Here is a 17219-nt window from a genome sequence, read left to right on the forward strand (position 1 = left end):
CGCCATTTCCGCATACCGCCACCGGCTTGCCAAAGCGATCCGCTGCATTGATCACCTGCGCAATCAGGCGCAAGACGGCCGGATGCAGCGGATCATACAGATTGGCGACATCGTTGTCGCCGCGATCAATGGCCAGGGTGTACTGAATCAGGTCATTGGTGCCGATGGAAAAGAAATCCAGCTCGTCGGCAAATGGCTCCAGTGCCAACGCCATGGCAGGCACTTCAACCATGGCGCCCAGCGGAATATCATCGCTGAACGGCAGCCCGCGCTCACGCAACTCGGCCCGCACCTCGGTCAGCGCATGTTTGACGGCGCGCACTTCGGCCAGATTGGACACCATGGGAATCATGATGCGCACATTGCCATGCGCAGAGGCCCGCAAGATCGCGCGCAGTTGGGTCGCGAACATATCGGGGCGCGCCAGGCAATAACGAATCGCGCGCCGCCCCAGTGCCGGATTCAGCGCCACGCTGTGCTCGCCATCCAGCTCTTTATCGGCCCCCAGGTCCAGTGTCCGTATGGTCACTGGCCGGCCCGCCATCATGCGGGCCACAGACATATAGGCCTCGTACTGTTCTTCCTCGTTGGGCAGTTCCGAGCGCCCCATGAACAGGAATTCGCTACGGAACAGGCCGATACCGTCCGCGCCGGCAGCCAGCGCCTGCGGCGCTTCGTCGGGCAATTCGATATTCGCATTGAGCACGATAGACACGCCGTCCAGCGTGACCGCCGGTTCATCGAGCAGCAGTCCCAGCGCAGCGCGCTGTTCGGCATGACGCTGCTGCAAGGCACGGTATTCGTCCTCAATGATTCCAGTCGGATTGACGATGATGACGCCGTCGGCGCCATCCACAATCACGGCATCGCCATCACGCACCAGCTCGCTGGCGCGGCTGGCTGCCACCACCGCCGGCACGCCCAGGCTGCGCGCCACAATCGCCGTATGCGAGGTGGCCCCGCCAAGATCCGTCACGAAGGCGGCAAAACGCCCTCCGCGCAGACGAATCATGTCGGCCGGTGAAATGTCATTGGCAAAGACGATCAGCGGCTCCGCATCCGCCCGGCCTTCATCCAGCGGGAACAAAGCCGGCCAGCCAGACAGCACGCGGATAACGCGCTCGATCACCTGGCGGATATCCGCGCCGCGCTCACGCAGGTATTCATCCTGCATGGCGGCAAACTGGTCATTGAATATCTGCCCTTGCACCGTCAACGCCCATTCAGCGTTGTAATGGCGTTCGGCTATCAGCCCGCGGGTCTGCTCCGACAGCATGCGGTCGCTGACCAGTAGCACGTGCACATTCAGCAGCGCCGCCAGCTCTTTGGGGGCATCATCCGGCAGACTGCGGATCAGGCCCTCCAGCTCTTCGCGCACGGCATGCAAAGCCTGGTCCAGCCGATGGCATTCGCCATCCACATCTTCCGGCGCAATCCGGTAGTGGGCGACCTCCAGCGTGGCCGCGCCCATGACAACCGCCCTGCCGATGGCATAGCCGCGCGCAGCAGCCAGGCCATGCAAGGTGAAAACACTGCTTTCGTGCAAGCCTTCCGGCCTACTGTTCTTCACCGAACTTGTCATCGAACAATGCCTTGATATCTGCCAGCGCCTTATCGGCGTCTTCGCCTTCGGCATCTATCGTTACGGTGATCCCTTTGCCAGCCGCCAGCATCATGACGCCCATAATACTCTTGGCATTCACGCGGCGCTGCTCGCGAGCGATAAATATTTCACTATTGAAACTACCTGCCAGCTGCGTGAGCTTGGCAGCCGCCCGCGCATGCAGGCCCAGTCGATTGCTGATAACGATATCTATGGAGGGCATGAACTTGAAGACTGTGAAAAGTAAGCGGGAAACGGCCAGACTGGCGCCCCTCAGGGCTTGAAGACCGCAACGCCATGCGTTGCGCCAGCTGCACCGCACTCGGCCAGTTCCGCCAAGGGCCTGGCACGATAATTCAAAACTCGCAAAAGCATGGGAACATTGGCGCCTGCCAGAATTTCGCAAGACCGGCCAGCCTCAACCGCCGCCTGGGCAGCGCGCAACGCGACATTGAACGGCGTCGCGCCAACCAGATCCACCAGCACGATGACGCCTGCGCCGCTGTCTTCCGCAGTGATGTGCTGCGAAATTTCCTGCAACAGCCTTTCCACTGGCGCATCGGCTTCGACATCCACGCAGGCCAGGGCCACCTCGCCCAGCACATGCCGGGCACAGGCGGCCAGGGCCGATGCCAACGGCGCATGCGCCACCAGCACGACGCCCACCACTCAGACCGCTCCCCGAGGACCTTGCACGGCTTCTTCCAGTGCCTGGGCGAAGCGTGCTGCCACATCGAAACCCGTCTGCTCGGTGATTTCAACAAAGCAGGTCGGGCTGGTCACGTTGATCTCGGTCACATAATCACCAATGACATCCAGCCCCACCAGCAGCAGGCCGCGCTGCGCCAGCACCGGGCCGATAGCCCGGGCAATTTCCAGGTCTCGCTCCGACAGCGGCTGGGCCACCCCGCGTCCGCCAGCGGCCAGGTTGCCGCGCGACTCGCCCGCCAGCGGGATACGCGCCAGCGCATAAGGCACCGGTTCGCCGTCAATGATCAGGATGCGTTTGTCGCCCTTGACGATCTCAGGGATATAGCGCTGCGCCATAATGCTGCGCGTGCCGTTATCCGTTAGCGTTTCAAGAATGGCGCCCAGATTGGGATCTTGCCGCGCCACGCGAAAAATCCCCATGCCGCCCATCCCGTCCAGCGGTTTGACCACGACATCGCCATGCTCGGCATGGAACGCGCGCAGGCGCGCCATATCGCGCGTCACCAGCGTGGGCGCGGTAAAAGCGGAAAATTCGGTAATCGACAGTTTTTCAGGGTGATTGCGGATCGCCGCGCCCTGGTTGAACACCCTGGCGCCCGCCGCCTGGGCAAAGTCGAGCAAATGGGTGGAGTACACATACTCCATATCGAACGGCGGGTCCTTGCGCATGACCACGGCACCGAAATCGCTCAAGGCGATATCGGACGACTCGCCTGCCGCCCGCCACCAATCCTGTCCGTGCAAATCGGCATTCGCCAATAGCTCGATAGGCTCGGCACGGGCCAGCACGGCACCGCCTTCGATGAACAAATCGCCCTGCAGGGCGACGCTGATCTCATGGCCGCGTGCGCTTAGCGCACGCATCATGGCCACGGAACTATCCTTGTAGGCCTTCAGACCGGGCAAGGGATCGACGATGAACAAAATGCGCATGGACATTCCTGGAAAGCCTCCTACGGCCGGCACGTCCATTCGCGCTGGCTCACGCCCCATGCCTGATGGCAGCCGCAGGATACAACCACGCTACCGGTCAGGGGCGCGCAGCATCTTGAAACACTGGCGACATGGCGCGTCCGTTCATAGACACGCCATGCCATCCCGCATCACTCGCCAGGCTTGGTAGCGGCTTTTTTGCGGGGGGCCAGCACCATCACCATCTGGCGCCCTTCGAGCTTGGGCATGGCTTCGACCTGGCAGAGCTCTCCCATGTCGTCGCGGATGCGTTCCAGCACCCGCATGCCCAATTCCTGGTGCGCCATTTCGCGGCCACGGAAGCGCAAGGTCACCTTGGCCTTATCACCATCTTCGATGAAACGGCGCAAATTGCGCAGCTTCACCTGGTAATCGCCTTCGTCGGTACCAGGACGGAATTTCACTTCCTTGACCTGGATGACCTTTTGCTTGGAACGCGCTTCGGCCTGGCGTTTCTGCTCCTGATAACGGAACTTGCCATAATCCATCAGGCGGCAAACAGGCGGAGACGCATTGGGCGCGATCTCGACCAGATCCACATCTTGCTCTTCGGACAGGCGGAATGCATCGGCAATGCGAACAATGCCGAGCTGCTCTCCGTCGAGACCTATCAGACGCACCTCGGGAACACGGATTTCACCATTGATGCGATTGGGCTTTTCGGTGGCGATGTTGAAGACTCCTAGAAAAATTAAGCAGTTTCCTGCTGGGTACGAATGTCATCACGGCGGGTGGCGACCTCTTCGGCGAGCCTGGCGGAAAACTCCGCTATCGGCATGACACCAAGGTCTTTGCCCCCGCGCGCGCGGACCGCGACAGTCCCGGCTTGGCTTTCTTTATCGCCCACAACCAGGATGTACGGCACCTTCTGCAAACTGTGTTCGCGGATTTTATAAGTGATCTTTTCACCACGCAAATCCGACTCAACCCTAAATCCTTGTTTTTTCAAGGATTGAGTGATTTCATCTGCATATGGGGACGAAGATGCAGAAATACAACACACAACGGCCTGCACCGGCGCCAGCCAGGAGGGCAATGCCCCGGCATGGTTTTCGATCAACATGCCGATAAAGCGCTCCAGCGAACCCAGGATTGCACGGTGCAGCATGACCGGCGTGCGGCGCTGATCGTTGGCATCCACATACTCCGCGCCCAGACGCACCGGCATGGAGAAATCTACCTGAATCGTGCCGCACTGCCAATGACGGCCAATGGCATCACGCAGCGTGTATTCGATCTTCGGGCCGTAGAACGCCCCTTCTCCGGGGGAGATTTCAAACTCGCAACCGGTACGGCGCAAGCTTTCCATCAGCGCGTGTTCAGCCTTGTCCCAAACCGCATCGTCGCCGATGCGTTTTTCCGGGCGCGTCGCCACTTTGTAGAGCACATTGTCGAAACCGAAATCGGCATAGACGTCTTTCAGCAGTGCCGTGAAGGCTGCGCATTCGTCCTGCAATTGGTCTTCGGTACAGAAAATATGGCCGTCATCCTGCGTAAAGCCGCGCACGCGCATCATGCCGTGCAAGGAACCGGAAGGCTCATTGCGGTGGCACTGGCCGAATTCCCCGTAGCGCAACGGCAGGTCGCGGTAGGAATGCAGGCTGGAATTGAAAATCTGCACATGGCCCGGGCAGTTCATCGGCTTCAGGCCATAAACGCGGTTCTCGGACTCCGTCGTGAACATGTTCTCGCGGTAGTTATCCCAGTGCCCCGTTTTTTTCCACAGCGACAGATCGAGAATCTGCGGCGCCTTCACTTCCTGATACCCGTTATCCCGGAAGACCTGACGCATATATTGCTCGACCTGCTGCCACAGCGTCCAGCCCTTGGGATGCCAGAACACCAGGCCCGGGCCCTCTTCCTGGAAGTGGAACAAGTCCAGCTCGCGGCCGATGCGGCGGTGATCGCGCTTTTCGGCCTCTTCGAGCATGTTCAGATAGGCGTCCTGCTCTTCCTTGGTATTCCAGGCCGTGCCATAGATACGCTGCAGCATCTCGTTCTTGCTGTCGCCGCGCCAGTAGGCGCCAGCCACCTTCATCAGCTTAAACACCTTGAGCTTGCCCGTCGAAGGCACGTGAGGGCCGCGGCACAAGTCGATGAAACTGCCCTCGCGGTACATCGTCAGCGTTTCGTTTTCCGGGATCGAATCAATGATCTCGGCCTTGTACTTTTCACCCACGCCCAGGAAGAAATCACGCGCCTCGTTGCGGCTCCAGACTTCGCGCGTCACCACCTCGTCCTTGCGGGCGAGTTCGGTCATGCGTTTTTCGATGGCTTCCAGGTCTTCCGGCGTGAACGGACGCTCATACGCAAAATCGTAGTAGAAGCCGTTCTCGATGACCGGACCAATGGTGACCTGCGCTTCGGGGAACAAGTCTTGCAGCGCATAGGCCATCAGGTGAGCCGTGGAGTGGCGCAGGATTTCCAGGCCATCCGGATCCTTGCCCGTCACGATGGCCAGATGGGCGTCACGCTCGATCAAATGCGAAGTATCGACCAGAGTGGAAGGCTTGCCATCATAGGAAACACGCCCGGCCAGCGCTGCGCGCGCAAGGCCCGAGCCGATGGATTGCGCGACTTCGGCGACCGTCACCGGAGCGGGGAAGTCACGCTGTGAGCCGTCTGGCAAAACTATCTGCACCATTTCATCTTCCTGATTGAGCAATAAAAAACGCGGCCTGTAGGCCGCGTCTTGTTCGTGGATTGCCTGTAGATCCCGGCTTTTCAGCGCGACCACGACTCTCCCGGCGTGCACACGGCTGCACGCGGAGAATAGGTAGTAGTTCGTGTCGTCGAGAACGCCATGTCAGTACACGCTGATAACCTGCATCGCAGGATGGGGAATACGCTTTCACATCTTGCCGCGCATGCTTGCTGAACACACGAGCCCAGATGCGGGCGGACGGATGGACATGCCACCCCTATCACTTATGCCGATTGTAGCACCAGGCCGGGCCGCAATGCTCGGCCACAGCGCCTTGCCAAGCCAAAATCCGGGCAAAAGCAACACTCCCGCGCCTGGAAATTCCTGCGCCGCGCCGCTGCCTGAGAAAAAACACGGAAAACCGCGCCCCATCGCTGCCCCGCCGCCCTGGATGCGCCCTGCATCTACTCCTGCACGATGCGTATGGCATCCACCTCGATTTCTGGCGGACGTGTCAGGCCGGTATCCACCTCACCGGAAATCTCCACCCATGTTTTCTCATCGACCGTCACACGCGGAAAATCCTTGTCATCAATTTCGACCTGGATCTCACCCGTGCCATCGGAGAACACATACCGCTCTTTGCCGACTTTGCGCAGCAAATGGCCTTTCAGCGTCACCCATTGATCATCCTGCGGCTGCGCCAGAATCGTCCGCACATCCGGCGCGGCAGCAACCCCGGGGCCGACATACTGGGCCACAGCGGGCGCGGGCGCCCCCGCCAGGACCACAACAGACGCCATGCCGGTCATGGCGGAGAATACGAATGTTGAAAAAGACTTAACAGTCATACGCATGGCAGAACCTCCGGTTGCAAAACACCTCAAAGATACCGCCGGCCAGCGCCCCGACCTGTAAACATTCGCTTCACGCCAGGCCTTATTTGCCGCGCAAGCGCTCGATCAAACGCCTATCCCGCTTCGTCGGCCGGCCATCCGCCAGCGCCAGTGACGGCTCGGGCGCCAGCCGCCGCAATTCTGCAGCGCGCTCACGCGCCGCGATGCTTTCCGGGGTTTCCTCATACAGAGTACGCGCAACCACCGCTGGCCCGCGCAGCGCCCCCGGCAACAGCACCACCACCTCAATGGCCGGATCTTCCTTGCGTATCCGCAACCTGTCCCCCGCGCCGATTTCCCGTGCCGGTTTGGCCGCCTGGCCATTGACCTCGACCCTGCCCTTGCCGATTTCCTGCACAGCCAGGCTGCGCGTCTTGTAGAAACGCGCGGCCCACAGCCATTTATCCAGTCTGACCTTGTCGCTCATTGATCCATTACCCTCGCTGCGGATGCCTCATCATAGCCGCCTGCCGCCGCCCGGCGCTGGCCCAGGCATCAGCCCCGGCATCCCTGCCCCCGCATAAAAAAAGCGGAGAAATTTACACAAACAAAAATATATGTATATAATTCCGCTTCTCCGGTTCAGCACCACTGTTCAGCATCAAATAGGCACCGAACAGCACGCCAATTCCGGGCAGCAAAGAAGCAGCAACAGGGCAGAAAAAACTTTCACCCGACACAAAATTCTTTGTTGACAGCAGTTAAAAAATGGTTGTAGAATCATTTTTTTTTGCAGGCGGTTAGCTCAGTTGGTTAGAGCGCCACGTTGACATCGTGGAGGTCGTTGGTTCGAATCCAATACCGCCTACCAGAATACCTGCCAATCAAGCCACCACTCGCTGGTGGCTTTTTTGCGTCCGGCTACCCGATACGCAGAGGCCTTCCCGCCAGCACGCTCTGCGGCGGGTGGCATGCCCAAGGCCGCGCCAGAAGACACGCCAGAGGCGGCTCCCTCAGGCTGTTTTTCCTCAGGCTGCTTTTCCTCAGGCCGTCACCCCAAGGCTATTTGGTGTCAGCCACCAGCTCTTCGATCAAGGTAATGATCTGAGTCATGTAGGGGTGACGCACTTCGCCCGTTTCGGGGTTACCCATCAGGTTCGCGCGCGCTCGGCCCACCACCTGATCCATATCGTGCCCTAAATCCTGCACCGCCTGCACAATTGCCTTCGCCGCTTCCTGATGATGCGGTGATCCCTGCTCAGCCATTCCTGCTCTCCTTATCTCGAATCTCAAGCCCGTCTGCGCGCCCAGGGCACGCAAGATATCAGGGCCGCCCCGGCACACGCCGGCGCCATTCAGTCATGCTAACGCAAAACCCTGGCTCCGCAATGACAGGCAATCCGGCGGCATCGCGCGCAGCCACACCGCCAGAGCATCCCTGCCTGCCCATCCCCGCCTGCCCATCCCCGACTGCCAGGCGGCGCCTGAGGGATAATGGCGCAAGCACGCGCCCCGCTGCCCCGCCTGTGCTGAACCGCCCAGGCTGACCCGCATAGCTTGAACTGCACAAATGACTTTCACGCCAAGCACGATGACCGCCCGCCCTATTGCCGCCTTTGACTTCGACGGCACCATCAGTGACCGCGACAGCCTGAAGGATTTCACCCGGTTCACAACAGGCTGGGCCTCTCAGGCCGGCGCCTACCTGCGCACCGGCCCGACCGCCGCCTTATGGGCCTGCGGCCAGCGCTCACGCCAGCAAACCAAAACCGCTTTTCTGGGCTTCTGTCTTGGCGGCCGCTCCCGCAGCGTGCTCTGCAGCCTCGCCGAGCAATATGCCGCCACCCGCCTGCCGCGCCTCATCCGCCCCGACATGCTGGCCCGCATCCACGCTCACCGGCAACGGGGGCACCAGCTGGTTCTGGTCAGCGCCTCGCCTTCGCTCTATCTGCGCCCCTGGGCGCAAGCGGCGGGTTTTGACATGGTGCTTGCGACAGAGCTGGCCTATACCAGTGATATTTTCCATGGCGAGCTTGCCACCCCCAACTGCTGGGGCCCGGAAAAAGTCCGGCGGCTCGCGCACTGGCTAGGCACGCCAGAGGTCAAACTCACGTATGCTTACGGTGATAGCCGCGGTGACCAGGAAATGCTGGCGCAAGCGCAGCATCCCTGGCTGCGCGGCAAACACAAGACGCTTCCCGCGCTCTGACAGCCCAACCTAACCCCTCAGGACCGCAATACGGCCATGTTCGCTTCCCTATTGTCCTTCCTGCAGGATTTTTCCAGCAACCTTCTGGCGTTCGGCGCCAAACACAGCAATTGGCTCGCCGCGATCAGCTTCGTGCTGGCGCTGCTCAAATCCCTGCCTTTTGTTGCGCTTGTCATCCCCGGCACCGCCCTGCTGCTTTCCATCGGCGCACTGCTGGGCGCTGGGGATATTCCGTTTATCCCGATCTGGCTGGCCATCTCGCTGGGCGCCGGGCTGGGCGACTGGATTTCTTATGCGCTGGGCCTGCGCTATGGCCCGGCCTTGCTGAATTCCCGATGGATTCAATGCCGCCAGGCGCTGTATATCAGAACAAAACGGTTTTTCGACCGTTGGGACTGGGCCAGCATCGTGCTTTGCCGCTTCTTCGGCCCGCTGCGGGCAACCATTCCGCTGATTGCAGGCATCTTCAAAATGCCGCAGCAGCGCTTCCATCTGGCCAACTGGTTCTCGGCCTTTTTGTGGACCTGTACCCTGCTGCTACCCGGCTGGGCTGGCTTCAAACTGCTGTAAGCCTGGCAAATCGCCCACACACTTATCCCGCTCCGCCCTAACGGGCAGCCGCACGGCCTTATGCCTGGCGGGGCAAAGACCCGGATAGGCAATAGGCAGCCGCCCCGTCAGCGCAAGGTCGCTTCGATTTCCGCCGTCACATCACGCACGCCTGGCGCCTGCCAGACCTCGTCGCGCAACATGAATATGCTGCTACGAGTATGAGGGCTAAAGCGGGCTTTCCCGATGACATATGCCACGGGAATCAAGGCAGCTTTCAAGACCTTGAAACCTTCGCCGAACAGCACGCCTGCCAGCACATCAAAATGCCCGCCCTGGAGATCACGAATAGCGGAAAGCTGGCGTGATGCATTGCCGCGCCCAATCTGACGCCCCTTGATCTGATAACGCGTTCCGTCCGCCCCGGTCGCATCAAAGCCGCGCTCAGAAGCTTTGGCCTGCTGCCAGCCAAAAGCACGGCAAAACAGATATTCAGCCAAGTCGCCCGTCGGGCTGTTCGCGCTGCGCAGCACGCCACGCGCAAGAAGTGCCTCATGGATTTGAGTGTGCCGCAACAGCAAATCCGCAACGGAACAAGCCTCGAGCTCTTCTTGCAAAAGAGACTTAGAAATCAGGGGAGAGGTCATTGCGGTCCCACTATGCCACCACCGCACATTCCCCCGCGAGGCGCGCGCTGGCAAACCGGCAGCGCCAGCCGCCACAAACGGGAAAAATGCGCCCGGCCTGGCGTCAATGCGATTTCGTGCCCGCGTCCCGGGCTTCCTGCAAGCCCTGTTCGATCACCGACCCCGCCGCTTCCAACACCTTGCCAATATGATCCATGGCATTCCGGCAGGCGCCTTCTTCTGTGGCCACCCGCTCCCGGATGCTGTCATTGAGCCGGTTATAGGAAGTCGCAACCCTGGACACATCAATGGATCCATTGGCGCAAATCGCCACAACCAGGTTTTGCAAACCGATCTGCATCCCCCGCACCCGTTCTTCCAGTTCAAAAAGCCGGGATTCGAGAGTTTCTTGGTCTGTCATACTGTTCTCCGAAAGATGGCTGGCAATAGCCATGAAATAGATGTGAAACCGGTTATCGCAACCCCGGAAGACAGCCCCGGAAGACAGCCCCGGCAGCGTCGCCCCTAAAACCAAAAACCCGCTGATTCACGCATGGAATCAGCGGGCCGGAATGGTATCTGGCGGAAGCGGTGAGATTCGAACTCACGAACGGTTGCCCGTTGCCGGTTTTCAAGACCGGTGCAATCGACCACTCTGCCACGCTTCCCGTAAGGCTGCACCGCCTGCGCGGGAAAACCGGCAGCACTGCAACTTTTTCAAGAGACCGGATTCTAGCAGACTTCGTCCCGCCGTCGTATGTCCTTGCGCCCGTCCCCGGCACTGTCCAGCCCTGTGCCGGTTCAAGGCTAGAATGACGGTTGAGCGATTTTCGGGATTTTCATGTCTGTCCAGAGTAAACAAACCGGAACCTGCCAGCGCGGCATGATCCTCGAAACCTCCAGCAATGGTGTCAGCTTCCGCATTTATGTCGTCATCGGCGAAGCGGACCTGGATGCGGTGACCGAGATTCTGCCGGCCCAGGTATTCGAAGAAAGCGGCGAGGTTCATGTCTGCGGCCTGGATGCCCCGGAACTGGCCCCGGAACAGCTGACGGAAGTGCTGGAAAATATGAACGACGGCGACGTCGCGGTGATTTTCTGCGACTCGCCCGCCGTTCAGCAGTCCGTGCTGTACAGCCTGCGCCTGCCTGGCATCGCGCTGCCCTCCCACCTGAACTAAACGCTTTCTCGGCCCCTGACGCATGAACACCACTGCCACACTGCCGCCGCCCAGCCATGTGGTGCTGGACGCTTGCGTGCTGATGCCCGGCATTTTGCGGCGCCTGCTGCTGCGTACCGGCAACCTGGGCCTGTATGAGCCCGTCTGGAGCGAATATATCGGCGATGAATGGCGCCGCAATGCCGCCCGCATCTGGTCAATTCCCCCGGAACGGCTGATGCAGGAATGGCTCGGTATGCAAACCGCCTTTCCCTCTGCCTGCTCCGGCAATCTGCAGGAATGGCAGGCCGGATTGCGCTACAGCGACCCCAAGGACTGGCATGTGATTGCTGCCGCGCGCGCGGCCCAAGCCCGCCATCCCGGCGCCAATATTGTCATCGCCACCTGGAATCTGCGCGACTTCAACCGCTCTGAACTGCGCCGCCTGGGCATGCAGGCCATTTCGCCGGATACCTTGCTGGCACGTTGCTGGCATGCCGCGCCTGCCCTCCTGCTGGCTGCGCTTGAAGGCATGGCCCAGGATGCCGCCGATCTTGGCGGCACGCCGGAACCTATTGCCCATGCCTTGCGGCGCGAACGCCTTTTTCTGCTGCGCCAGCTGTTCTGGGCGCAAGCGCAACATGATCCGGCGCACAGCGCTTCCGCTTCCGCTCCCGCCCCTCTTCCCTGACGCGACCTTCCTGACACCATGAGCCACCCCCACCCTGGTTCCGCCTTGCCCCCTCTGCTGCAATTGAATGCGGATGCGCTGGCGGATGAACATCTGCGCGAAACTCTGCATGCGCGCCAGGAAATCCATCAAGGCAATTTCCTGCATCTGCGGCAGGACACCGTGCGCCTGCCCGATGGCAAGCTGGCCAGCCGCGAATATGTCGTCCATCCAGGCGCCACCGTGGTCATACCGCTCTTCGATGACGGCCACATTCTGCTGGAACGGCAATACCGCTACCCCGTGGATCAAGTCATCATCGAATTCCCTGCCGGCAAGCTGGATGCCGGAGAAGCGCCTTTTACCTGCGGCCGCCGCGAACTGCTGGAAGAAACCGGCTACCAGGCCGACGAATGGGCCTACGCCGGCAAATTGCATTTGGCTATCGGCTATTCCGATGAAATCATCCACCTCTTCTTCGCGCGCGGCCTGCAAAGCGGTGAACGGCACCTGGATGAGGGGGAGTTTCTGGATGTCGTCCGCTGTCCGATTCCCGACTTCCTGGATGCCTGCCGCACCGGCCTGATCACAGATGCCAAAACCCTGAGCTGCGCCCTTTGGCTGCAGAATGCCTGGGAAGGCAAATGGCCTTTGAACTGGCAAGCGCCCAGCGCATTCTGACAGCGGCAGCGCTGTGCCTGAATCAGGAGCGTGCCTGGCGCCTTTGAAAGGGAGAAGGCGATATCGTGAACCCTGACAATGGGTCCACGAGGGCCAGGCCGTCTATCACCTGCACGACGCCCGGCACATTCTCCGCAACGACGATCGCCGCGCGCCGGTCAGGCTCATCGAAAATCATGCCGACCAGCTCGACAGTGCCCTTATCCACTTTGACACGAATATAGTGGGACCACTGCTGCGCCGATAATTCGGCTTCGATCGCTGCGCGAATCCCGGCGTTCGTGGGCGCTGACGCGCTGGCCTCGCTGGCTGAAATAGCCAGGATGGCCCGCATGACATCGGCGCGGGAAACAATCCCGGCCAATTGCCCCTGGTCCACGACCAGCAGGCGCTTGATCTTATGCGCCAACATGGTTTCTATCGCTGTTTCCAGCGAGGCTTCCGGCGCGATGGTCAAGGGCTCAGGCGACATCACATCCTGCACCTGCCGCCCATGGGCATGAATATATTCCGCCGCCTGCCGCCCTGGGTTCAGGACAAACTGCAGCCAGCGCGGCCGCTTTTTCTCCGTGCCTAGTTCACTGCGGCGCAAGAAATCCCCTTCGGTCACCACGCCTACGATCTGGTGATCGACCGTGACAACAGGCAGGCCGCTGATCCGGTTGACCAGCATCAGCCTGGCCGCCTCCGTGATGGAAGTCGTCGGCGCGATGCCCACGACTGGCGATGTCATGATGTCTGAAATACGCATTGCGGTAGTCCTTAATCTGAACCCAAAAACTGAATCCCAAAACCCCATGCAGGCATCAACGCCCAGGCATTCCGTCCGCGGGGGATCCGATCGTCAAGTTGCGCCCTGCCAGCAGCCCCATGACCGCCGCACCCAGGGCCAGGGCCGCAGACAATTCCAGCGGCACCGACCAGCCATGCAGCGCGTCGTGAATGCCGCCCATAGCAATCGGGCCGAGCGACGCCAGGAGATAACCGACGCATTGCGACATGCCTGAGAGTGAGGCGGCCTGCTGCGCATTGGCAGTGCGCAAACCAATAAAGGCGAGCCCCAGGATGACGCCTGCCCCCGAACCGACCCCGAACAGCAGCGCCCAGATCAACGCGAACTGCGGCAGCGCGTAAAAGCCGAGCAGCGCCACCGCAGAGAACAGGCAAACGCTGGTGGCGGCCAGCCGCTGATCACGCATACGCCGCAAAATCGGGCCAAGCAGCAGACCAGGCACAGCCGTCGCGAGCTGCAGCATGCCGTGCAAAGAACCGGCCTGGGCCGACGACAGGCCCGCATCCACCAGGATGGCGGGCAGCCAGCCGATGATGACGTAGTAAATCGTGGAATTCAGCCCGAGAAACAGCGTCACCTGCCAGGCCAAGGCAGAACGCCAGACCGTGCCCCCAGCCGCCGGTGCGGCGGCATGGCTGGCGGCCGGGGCGCGGTGCTTTCCCAGCTGGGGCATCCAGACCGCCATGGCTGCCAACGGCAGAACAATGAAAGCCAAGAGCGCCGGACGCCAGCCCAGCCCCTGCGAAAGCGGAATCACGGCCGCCGACCCCAGTGCCGCCGCGACCCCCATCGTGAGCGCATAGGCACCGGTCAAAGAGGCAACGTTGTGCGCGAAGTCGCGCTTAACCAAGCTGGGCAGCAGGACATTGCCGATGGCAATCCCCGCGCCAATGGCTGCTGTCCCCAGATACAGCAGCCATGAAGCGCCAGCGGAACGCAGCGCGATACCCGCCGCAATGGCAATCAAGGCGCCGAACAGGGCGCGTTCCAGCCCGAACTTGCGCGCGAAAGAGGCGCTAAAAGGGGAAAGCAGCGCGAAGGCGAGCAGCGGCAATGTGGTCAAGGCGCCGGTTGCCACCGTGCTCAAACCGAAGCTCTCCTGGATCTGCTGCAACACGGGCGGCAGCGCGGTAAAAGGAGCCCGCAGATTGCTTGCGATCAGCAGAATTCCGATCACGACGGAAATCTTGACGGCGGGCCGCCGTTCTATGAATGCACTCATGACTTATCCTGTCTTCCTATCAGTGCCCCCAATTTACGCCGCACCCTGCCTGCTTTAATATAGAAATTTAGACTAAATATCTCTAAATTATGACAATCCACGCTCCCCTGGCCAGGGTCGTCCAGGACTTCGATCCGGACACCTTCGATCGTCCGGCTATCGCGCTGCGCCTGGAGGTAGAGCAAAATGAGGTGGAGCAGCCCGTGCACCAGCACCGCAAGGGACAGCTGATCCTGGCCTTGCACGGCGGTGTGACCTGTGAGGTGCCCAAGGCGATATGGATGGTGCCGCCCCACCATGCGGTCTGGATTCCTGGCGGCATGCCGCACAGCAACCGGGCAACGCACAACGCCCGGATTTATCTGTTATTCATTGAAGAAAGCGCGGCGCAATTGCCCGATACATGCTGCACGCTGGCGATCAGCCCTGTCATCCGGGAGATGATTTGCTATCTCGCCATGCAGGACCCCAACTACCCCCGCCATGGGCCGACAGCGCGTTTCGTGGCTGTTCTCATGGAGCAATTGGCGACAGCGCCGGTGGAGCAGCTGCATTTGCCGATGTCTGACCACCCGAAAATTCGCCGTATTGCCGCCGCGCTTGCCGCGGATCCGGCAGACCGCACGACCCAGGCTCAATGGGCCCGGCAACTGGCGATGAGCGATAGAACGCTGGCGCGGCTGGTCTATAAGGAAACCGGGCTCACCTTCGGCCATTGGCGGCAGCAATGGCACTTGATCATCGCCCTGCGCCAGCTGGCATCGGGCGAAGCCGTGCAAACCGTCGCGGGCAATCTGGGCTATGACTCGGTGACGGCCTTCATCACCATGTTCAAGAAAGCGCTGGGCAGTTCTCCCACCCAGTATTTCGCTGCCTTGCAATGACAGCCATGGGGCAGGCGGATTACATGCCGTTATAAACCGGCCCCTCGCCGCCTTGCGGCGCCACCCACACAATATTTTGCGTCGGGTCCTTGATATCACAGGTCTTGCAATGCACACAGTTCTGCGCATTGATGCGCAGCGCATCCTCGCCCGCGTCATCCTTCACGAACTCATAGACCGCGGCCGGGCAATAACGCGCCTCCGGCCCTGCGTATCGGGCCAGATTCACCGCAACCGGCACGGACGGATCCTTGAGCCGCAAATGCACAGGCTCGTCCTCATCGTGATGGGTATTGGAAATAAACACCGAACTCAGCCGGTCGAAAGTAATCTTGCCGTCCGGCTTCGGATACTCGATACGCTCGCATTCCGCCGCCGGCCGCAAACAGGCATGATCCGGCAGCTTGCGGTGCAGCGTCCAGGGCATCTTGCCCTTGAACAGGCCTTGCTCCACAAACGTCATGACACTGGCCACCGGCAAACCTTTCTTGAACCACTGCTTGAAATTGCGCGCCTTGTTCAACTCCTCATGCAGCCAGGACGCCTCGAACGCCTGGCCATAGCCCGGTACGGCATCCTGGCCGCGCCCCTCGGCCAGCGCCGCATGAATCGACTCGGCGGCCAGCATGCCGGATTTGATGGCGGCATGGCTGCCCTTGATCCGTGAAGCATTCATGAAACCGGCCTCACAGCCCACCAGCACGCCGCCCGGGAAATCCAGTTGCGGCAGCGACAGCAGGCCGCCAGCCGTAATGGCGCGCGCCCCGTAAGCCAAACGCTTGCCGCCTTCGAGCATGGGCCGGATCGCCGGGTGCGTCTTGAAGCGCTGGAACTCCTCGAAAGGCGAAAGCCAGGGGTTGCTGTAATCCAGCCCCACCACCATGCCCAGCGCCACCTGATTGTCATTCAAGTGATACAGAAAGGTGCCGCCATAGGTCTTGCTGTCCAGCGGCCAGCCGCTGGTATGAATGGCCAGACCGGGTTGCGATTGCTGGGGATCTACCTCCCAGAACTCCTTGATCCCGATGCCGTAGCTCTGCGGGTCGCGCCCGGCATCCAGCCCGAAACGCCCGATCAGCTCACGCCCCAGCTGGCCGCGCGCGCCCTCGGCAAACACCGTGTAGCGCGCCAGCAATTCCATGCCCGGCTGATAATTGGCGGTCTGGCTGCCGTCGCGGGCCACGCCCATATCGCCGGTCGCCACGCCGCGCACCACGCCCTGCTCGTCATACAGCACTTCCACGGCCGCGAAGCCTGGGAAAATATCCACGCCTAACGCTTCGGCCTGCTCGCCCAGCCAGCGCACCACATAGCCCAGGCGCACGATGTAATTGCCTTCATTGTGGAAACAGGACGGCAACAGCCAGTCTGGCGTGCGCAGCGCCTTGCCGGGTGTCAGGAACAGAAAACGGTCTTCCGTCACCGGCACATCCAGCGGCGCGCCGCGCTCGCGCCAATCCGGCAGCAGCTCGCTGAGCGCCCGCGGATCCATGATGGCGCCCGACAGCGTATGCGCGCCCAGCTCCGCGCCTTTCTCCAGCACACAGACGCTGAACTCTTCGCCAGACCCGGCAGCGAGCTGCTTCAGACGGATCGCTGCTGCCAGGCCCGCAGGCCCGCCACCGACGATCACGACGTCATATTCCATGGATTCGCGTTG

At 61.0% G+C, this 17219-nt stretch carries 20 protein-coding genes and 2 tRNA genes; 7 read left to right on the forward strand and 15 right to left on the reverse strand.

What is annotated here, in order from left to right:
- The 8 genes from ptsP to ACTJGZ_RS12225 form a co-directional block, all read right to left on the reverse strand.
- The coding region (ptsP, locus tag ACTJGZ_RS12190; RefSeq protein ID WP_441663208.1) for a phosphoenolpyruvate--protein phosphotransferase at positions 1-1471 on the reverse strand (1471 nt) is incomplete at its 3' end.
- Between the two features lie 85 nt (positions 1472-1556).
- Positions 1557-1826, reverse strand: coding sequence for an HPr family phosphocarrier protein (locus ACTJGZ_RS12195; RefSeq protein WP_441663190.1), 270 nt, complete (start codon positions 1824-1826; stop codon positions 1557-1559).
- A 50-nt stretch (positions 1827-1876) separates the two neighbouring features.
- A complete protein-coding gene (locus tag ACTJGZ_RS12200; RefSeq protein ID WP_441663191.1) occupies positions 1877-2272 on the reverse strand; it encodes a PTS sugar transporter subunit IIA in 396 nt (131 codons plus the stop codon).
- Positions 2273-3247 carry a glutathione synthase gene (gene gshB / locus ACTJGZ_RS12205; protein ID WP_441663192.1) on the reverse strand — a complete coding sequence of 325 codons (975 nt, stop codon included), beginning with the start codon at positions 3245-3247 and terminating at the stop codon, positions 2273-2275.
- 170 nt (positions 3248-3417) lie between these two features.
- The gene (gene infC / locus ACTJGZ_RS12210) at positions 3418-3978 is read right to left on the reverse strand and encodes a translation initiation factor IF-3 (RefSeq protein ID WP_441663209.1); all 561 of its coding nucleotides are present in this window, start codon (positions 3976-3978) and stop codon (positions 3418-3420) included.
- Positions 3978-5930, reverse strand: a complete 1953-nt coding sequence (gene thrS, locus ACTJGZ_RS12215) for a threonine--tRNA ligase (RefSeq protein ID WP_441663193.1) — start codon at positions 5928-5930, stop codon at positions 3978-3980. The genes infC and thrS overlap by 1 nt, the downstream gene beginning before the upstream one ends.
- Positions 5931-6394: 464 nt before the next feature.
- Entirely contained in the window at positions 6395-6787 is a 393-nt protein-coding gene (locus tag ACTJGZ_RS12220; RefSeq protein WP_441663194.1) for a YgiW/YdeI family stress tolerance OB fold protein, read from the reverse strand.
- Between the two features lie 82 nt (positions 6788-6869).
- Complete coding sequence (locus ACTJGZ_RS12225) at positions 6870-7253, reverse strand: RNA-binding S4 domain-containing protein (protein ID WP_441663195.1); 384 nt, start codon at positions 7251-7253, stop codon at positions 6870-6872.
- 307 nt (positions 7254-7560) lie between these two features.
- On the opposite strand from ACTJGZ_RS12225, the gene ACTJGZ_RS12230 reads away from it, so the two are divergent.
- A tRNA-Val gene (locus ACTJGZ_RS12230) sits at positions 7561-7637 on the forward strand.
- 191 nt (positions 7638-7828) lie between these two features.
- Here ACTJGZ_RS12230 and ACTJGZ_RS12235 read toward each other — a convergent pair.
- Positions 7829-8032: a hypothetical protein gene (locus ACTJGZ_RS12235; RefSeq protein ID WP_441663196.1), complete on the reverse strand. Its 204-nt coding sequence runs from the start codon at positions 8030-8032 to the stop codon at positions 7829-7831.
- A gap of 304 nt (positions 8033-8336) precedes the next feature.
- On the opposite strand from ACTJGZ_RS12235, the gene ACTJGZ_RS12240 reads away from it, so the two are divergent.
- Both ACTJGZ_RS12240 and ACTJGZ_RS12245 read left to right on the forward strand, forming a co-directional pair.
- Positions 8337-8975, forward strand: coding sequence for an HAD family hydrolase (locus ACTJGZ_RS12240; protein ID WP_441663197.1), 639 nt, complete (start codon positions 8337-8339; stop codon positions 8973-8975).
- A gap of 36 nt (positions 8976-9011) precedes the next feature.
- A complete protein-coding gene (locus ACTJGZ_RS12245) occupies positions 9012-9545 on the forward strand; it encodes a DedA family protein (protein ID WP_441663198.1) in 534 nt (177 codons plus the stop codon).
- A 107-nt stretch (positions 9546-9652) separates the two neighbouring features.
- Here the strand turns inward: ACTJGZ_RS12245 and ACTJGZ_RS12250 are convergent, their stop codons facing one another.
- From ACTJGZ_RS12250 to ACTJGZ_RS12260, 3 genes are all read right to left on the reverse strand, one after another.
- Entirely contained in the window at positions 9653-10171 is a 519-nt protein-coding gene (locus ACTJGZ_RS12250) for a hypothetical protein (RefSeq protein ID WP_441663199.1), read from the reverse strand.
- Positions 10172-10274: 103 nt separating this feature from the next.
- Entirely contained in the window at positions 10275-10571 is a 297-nt protein-coding gene (locus ACTJGZ_RS12255) for a hypothetical protein (RefSeq protein WP_441663200.1), read from the reverse strand.
- A gap of 159 nt (positions 10572-10730) precedes the next feature.
- Positions 10731-10818: transfer RNA gene (locus ACTJGZ_RS12260), tRNA-Ser, on the reverse strand.
- Between the two features lie 173 nt (positions 10819-10991).
- Between ACTJGZ_RS12260 and ACTJGZ_RS12265 the strand changes: the two genes are divergently transcribed.
- Genes ACTJGZ_RS12265 through ACTJGZ_RS12275 form a run of 3 tightly spaced genes read left to right on the forward strand, consistent with a single transcriptional unit; the run spans position 10992 to position 12660 of the window.
- Positions 10992-11330, forward strand: coding sequence for a hypothetical protein (locus tag ACTJGZ_RS12265; protein WP_441663201.1), 339 nt, complete (start codon positions 10992-10994; stop codon positions 11328-11330).
- 22 nt (positions 11331-11352) lie between these two features.
- Positions 11353-12000, forward strand: a complete 648-nt coding sequence (locus ACTJGZ_RS12270) for a PIN domain-containing protein (protein ID WP_441663202.1) — start codon at positions 11353-11355, stop codon at positions 11998-12000.
- An 18-nt stretch (positions 12001-12018) separates the two neighbouring features.
- Positions 12019-12660, forward strand: coding sequence for an NUDIX domain-containing protein (locus ACTJGZ_RS12275; RefSeq protein WP_441663203.1), 642 nt, complete (start codon positions 12019-12021; stop codon positions 12658-12660).
- Positions 12661-12682: 22 nt separating this feature from the next.
- Here ACTJGZ_RS12275 and ACTJGZ_RS12280 read toward each other — a convergent pair whose 3' ends face one another.
- Positions 12683-13411, reverse strand: a complete 729-nt coding sequence (locus tag ACTJGZ_RS12280) for a CBS domain-containing protein (protein ID WP_441663204.1) — start codon at positions 13409-13411, stop codon at positions 12683-12685.
- Between the two features lie 55 nt (positions 13412-13466).
- Complete coding sequence (locus ACTJGZ_RS12285) at positions 13467-14675, reverse strand: MFS transporter (protein WP_441663205.1); 1209 nt, start codon at positions 14673-14675, stop codon at positions 13467-13469.
- Between the two features lie 89 nt (positions 14676-14764).
- Between ACTJGZ_RS12285 and ACTJGZ_RS12290 the strand changes: the two genes are divergently transcribed.
- Positions 14765-15559, forward strand: a complete 795-nt coding sequence (locus tag ACTJGZ_RS12290) for an AraC family transcriptional regulator (RefSeq protein ID WP_441663206.1) — start codon at positions 14765-14767, stop codon at positions 15557-15559.
- A gap of 19 nt (positions 15560-15578) precedes the next feature.
- Here ACTJGZ_RS12290 and ACTJGZ_RS12295 read toward each other — a convergent pair.
- The coding region (locus ACTJGZ_RS12295; protein WP_441663207.1) for an electron transfer flavoprotein-ubiquinone oxidoreductase at positions 15579-17219 on the reverse strand (1641 nt) is incomplete at its 5' end.

Source organism: Kerstersia sp. (assembly GCF_052103615.1).
GTDB lineage: Bacteria > Pseudomonadota > Gammaproteobacteria > Burkholderiales > Burkholderiaceae_B > Kerstersia.

Coding starts and splice junctions, on each gene's coding strand:
- ACTJGZ_RS12195 (WP_441663190.1), bottom strand. CDS start 1,826: ATGCCCTCCATAGATATCGTTATCAGCAATCGACTGGGCCTGCATGCG.
- gshB (WP_441663192.1), bottom strand. CDS start 3,247: ATGCGCATTTTGTTCATCGTCGATCCCTTGCCCGGTCTGAAGGCCTAC.
- thrS (WP_441663193.1), bottom strand. CDS start 5,930: ATGGTGCAGATAGTTTTGCCAGACGGCTCACAGCGTGACTTCCCCGCT.
- ACTJGZ_RS12220 (WP_441663194.1), bottom strand. CDS start 6,787: ATGCGTATGACTGTTAAGTCTTTTTCAACATTCGTATTCTCCGCCATG.
- ACTJGZ_RS12225 (WP_441663195.1), bottom strand. CDS start 7,253: ATGAGCGACAAGGTCAGACTGGATAAATGGCTGTGGGCCGCGCGTTTC.
- ACTJGZ_RS12235 (WP_441663196.1), bottom strand. CDS start 8,032: ATGGCTGAGCAGGGATCACCGCATCATCAGGAAGCGGCGAAGGCAATT.
- ACTJGZ_RS12240 (WP_441663197.1), top strand. CDS start 8,337: ATGACTTTCACGCCAAGCACGATGACCGCCCGCCCTATTGCCGCCTTT.
- ACTJGZ_RS12245 (WP_441663198.1), top strand. CDS start 9,012: ATGTTCGCTTCCCTATTGTCCTTCCTGCAGGATTTTTCCAGCAACCTT.
- ACTJGZ_RS12250 (WP_441663199.1), bottom strand. CDS start 10,171: ATGACCTCTCCCCTGATTTCTAAGTCTCTTTTGCAAGAAGAGCTCGAG.
- ACTJGZ_RS12255 (WP_441663200.1), bottom strand. CDS start 10,571: ATGACAGACCAAGAAACTCTCGAATCCCGGCTTTTTGAACTGGAAGAA.
- ACTJGZ_RS12265 (WP_441663201.1), top strand. CDS start 10,992: ATGTCTGTCCAGAGTAAACAAACCGGAACCTGCCAGCGCGGCATGATC.
- ACTJGZ_RS12270 (WP_441663202.1), top strand. CDS start 11,353: ATGAACACCACTGCCACACTGCCGCCGCCCAGCCATGTGGTGCTGGAC.
- ACTJGZ_RS12275 (WP_441663203.1), top strand. CDS start 12,019: ATGAGCCACCCCCACCCTGGTTCCGCCTTGCCCCCTCTGCTGCAATTG.
- ACTJGZ_RS12280 (WP_441663204.1), bottom strand. CDS start 13,411: ATGCGTATTTCAGACATCATGACATCGCCAGTCGTGGGCATCGCGCCG.
- ACTJGZ_RS12285 (WP_441663205.1), bottom strand. CDS start 14,675: ATGAGTGCATTCATAGAACGGCGGCCCGCCGTCAAGATTTCCGTCGTG.
- ACTJGZ_RS12290 (WP_441663206.1), top strand. CDS start 14,765: ATGACAATCCACGCTCCCCTGGCCAGGGTCGTCCAGGACTTCGATCCG.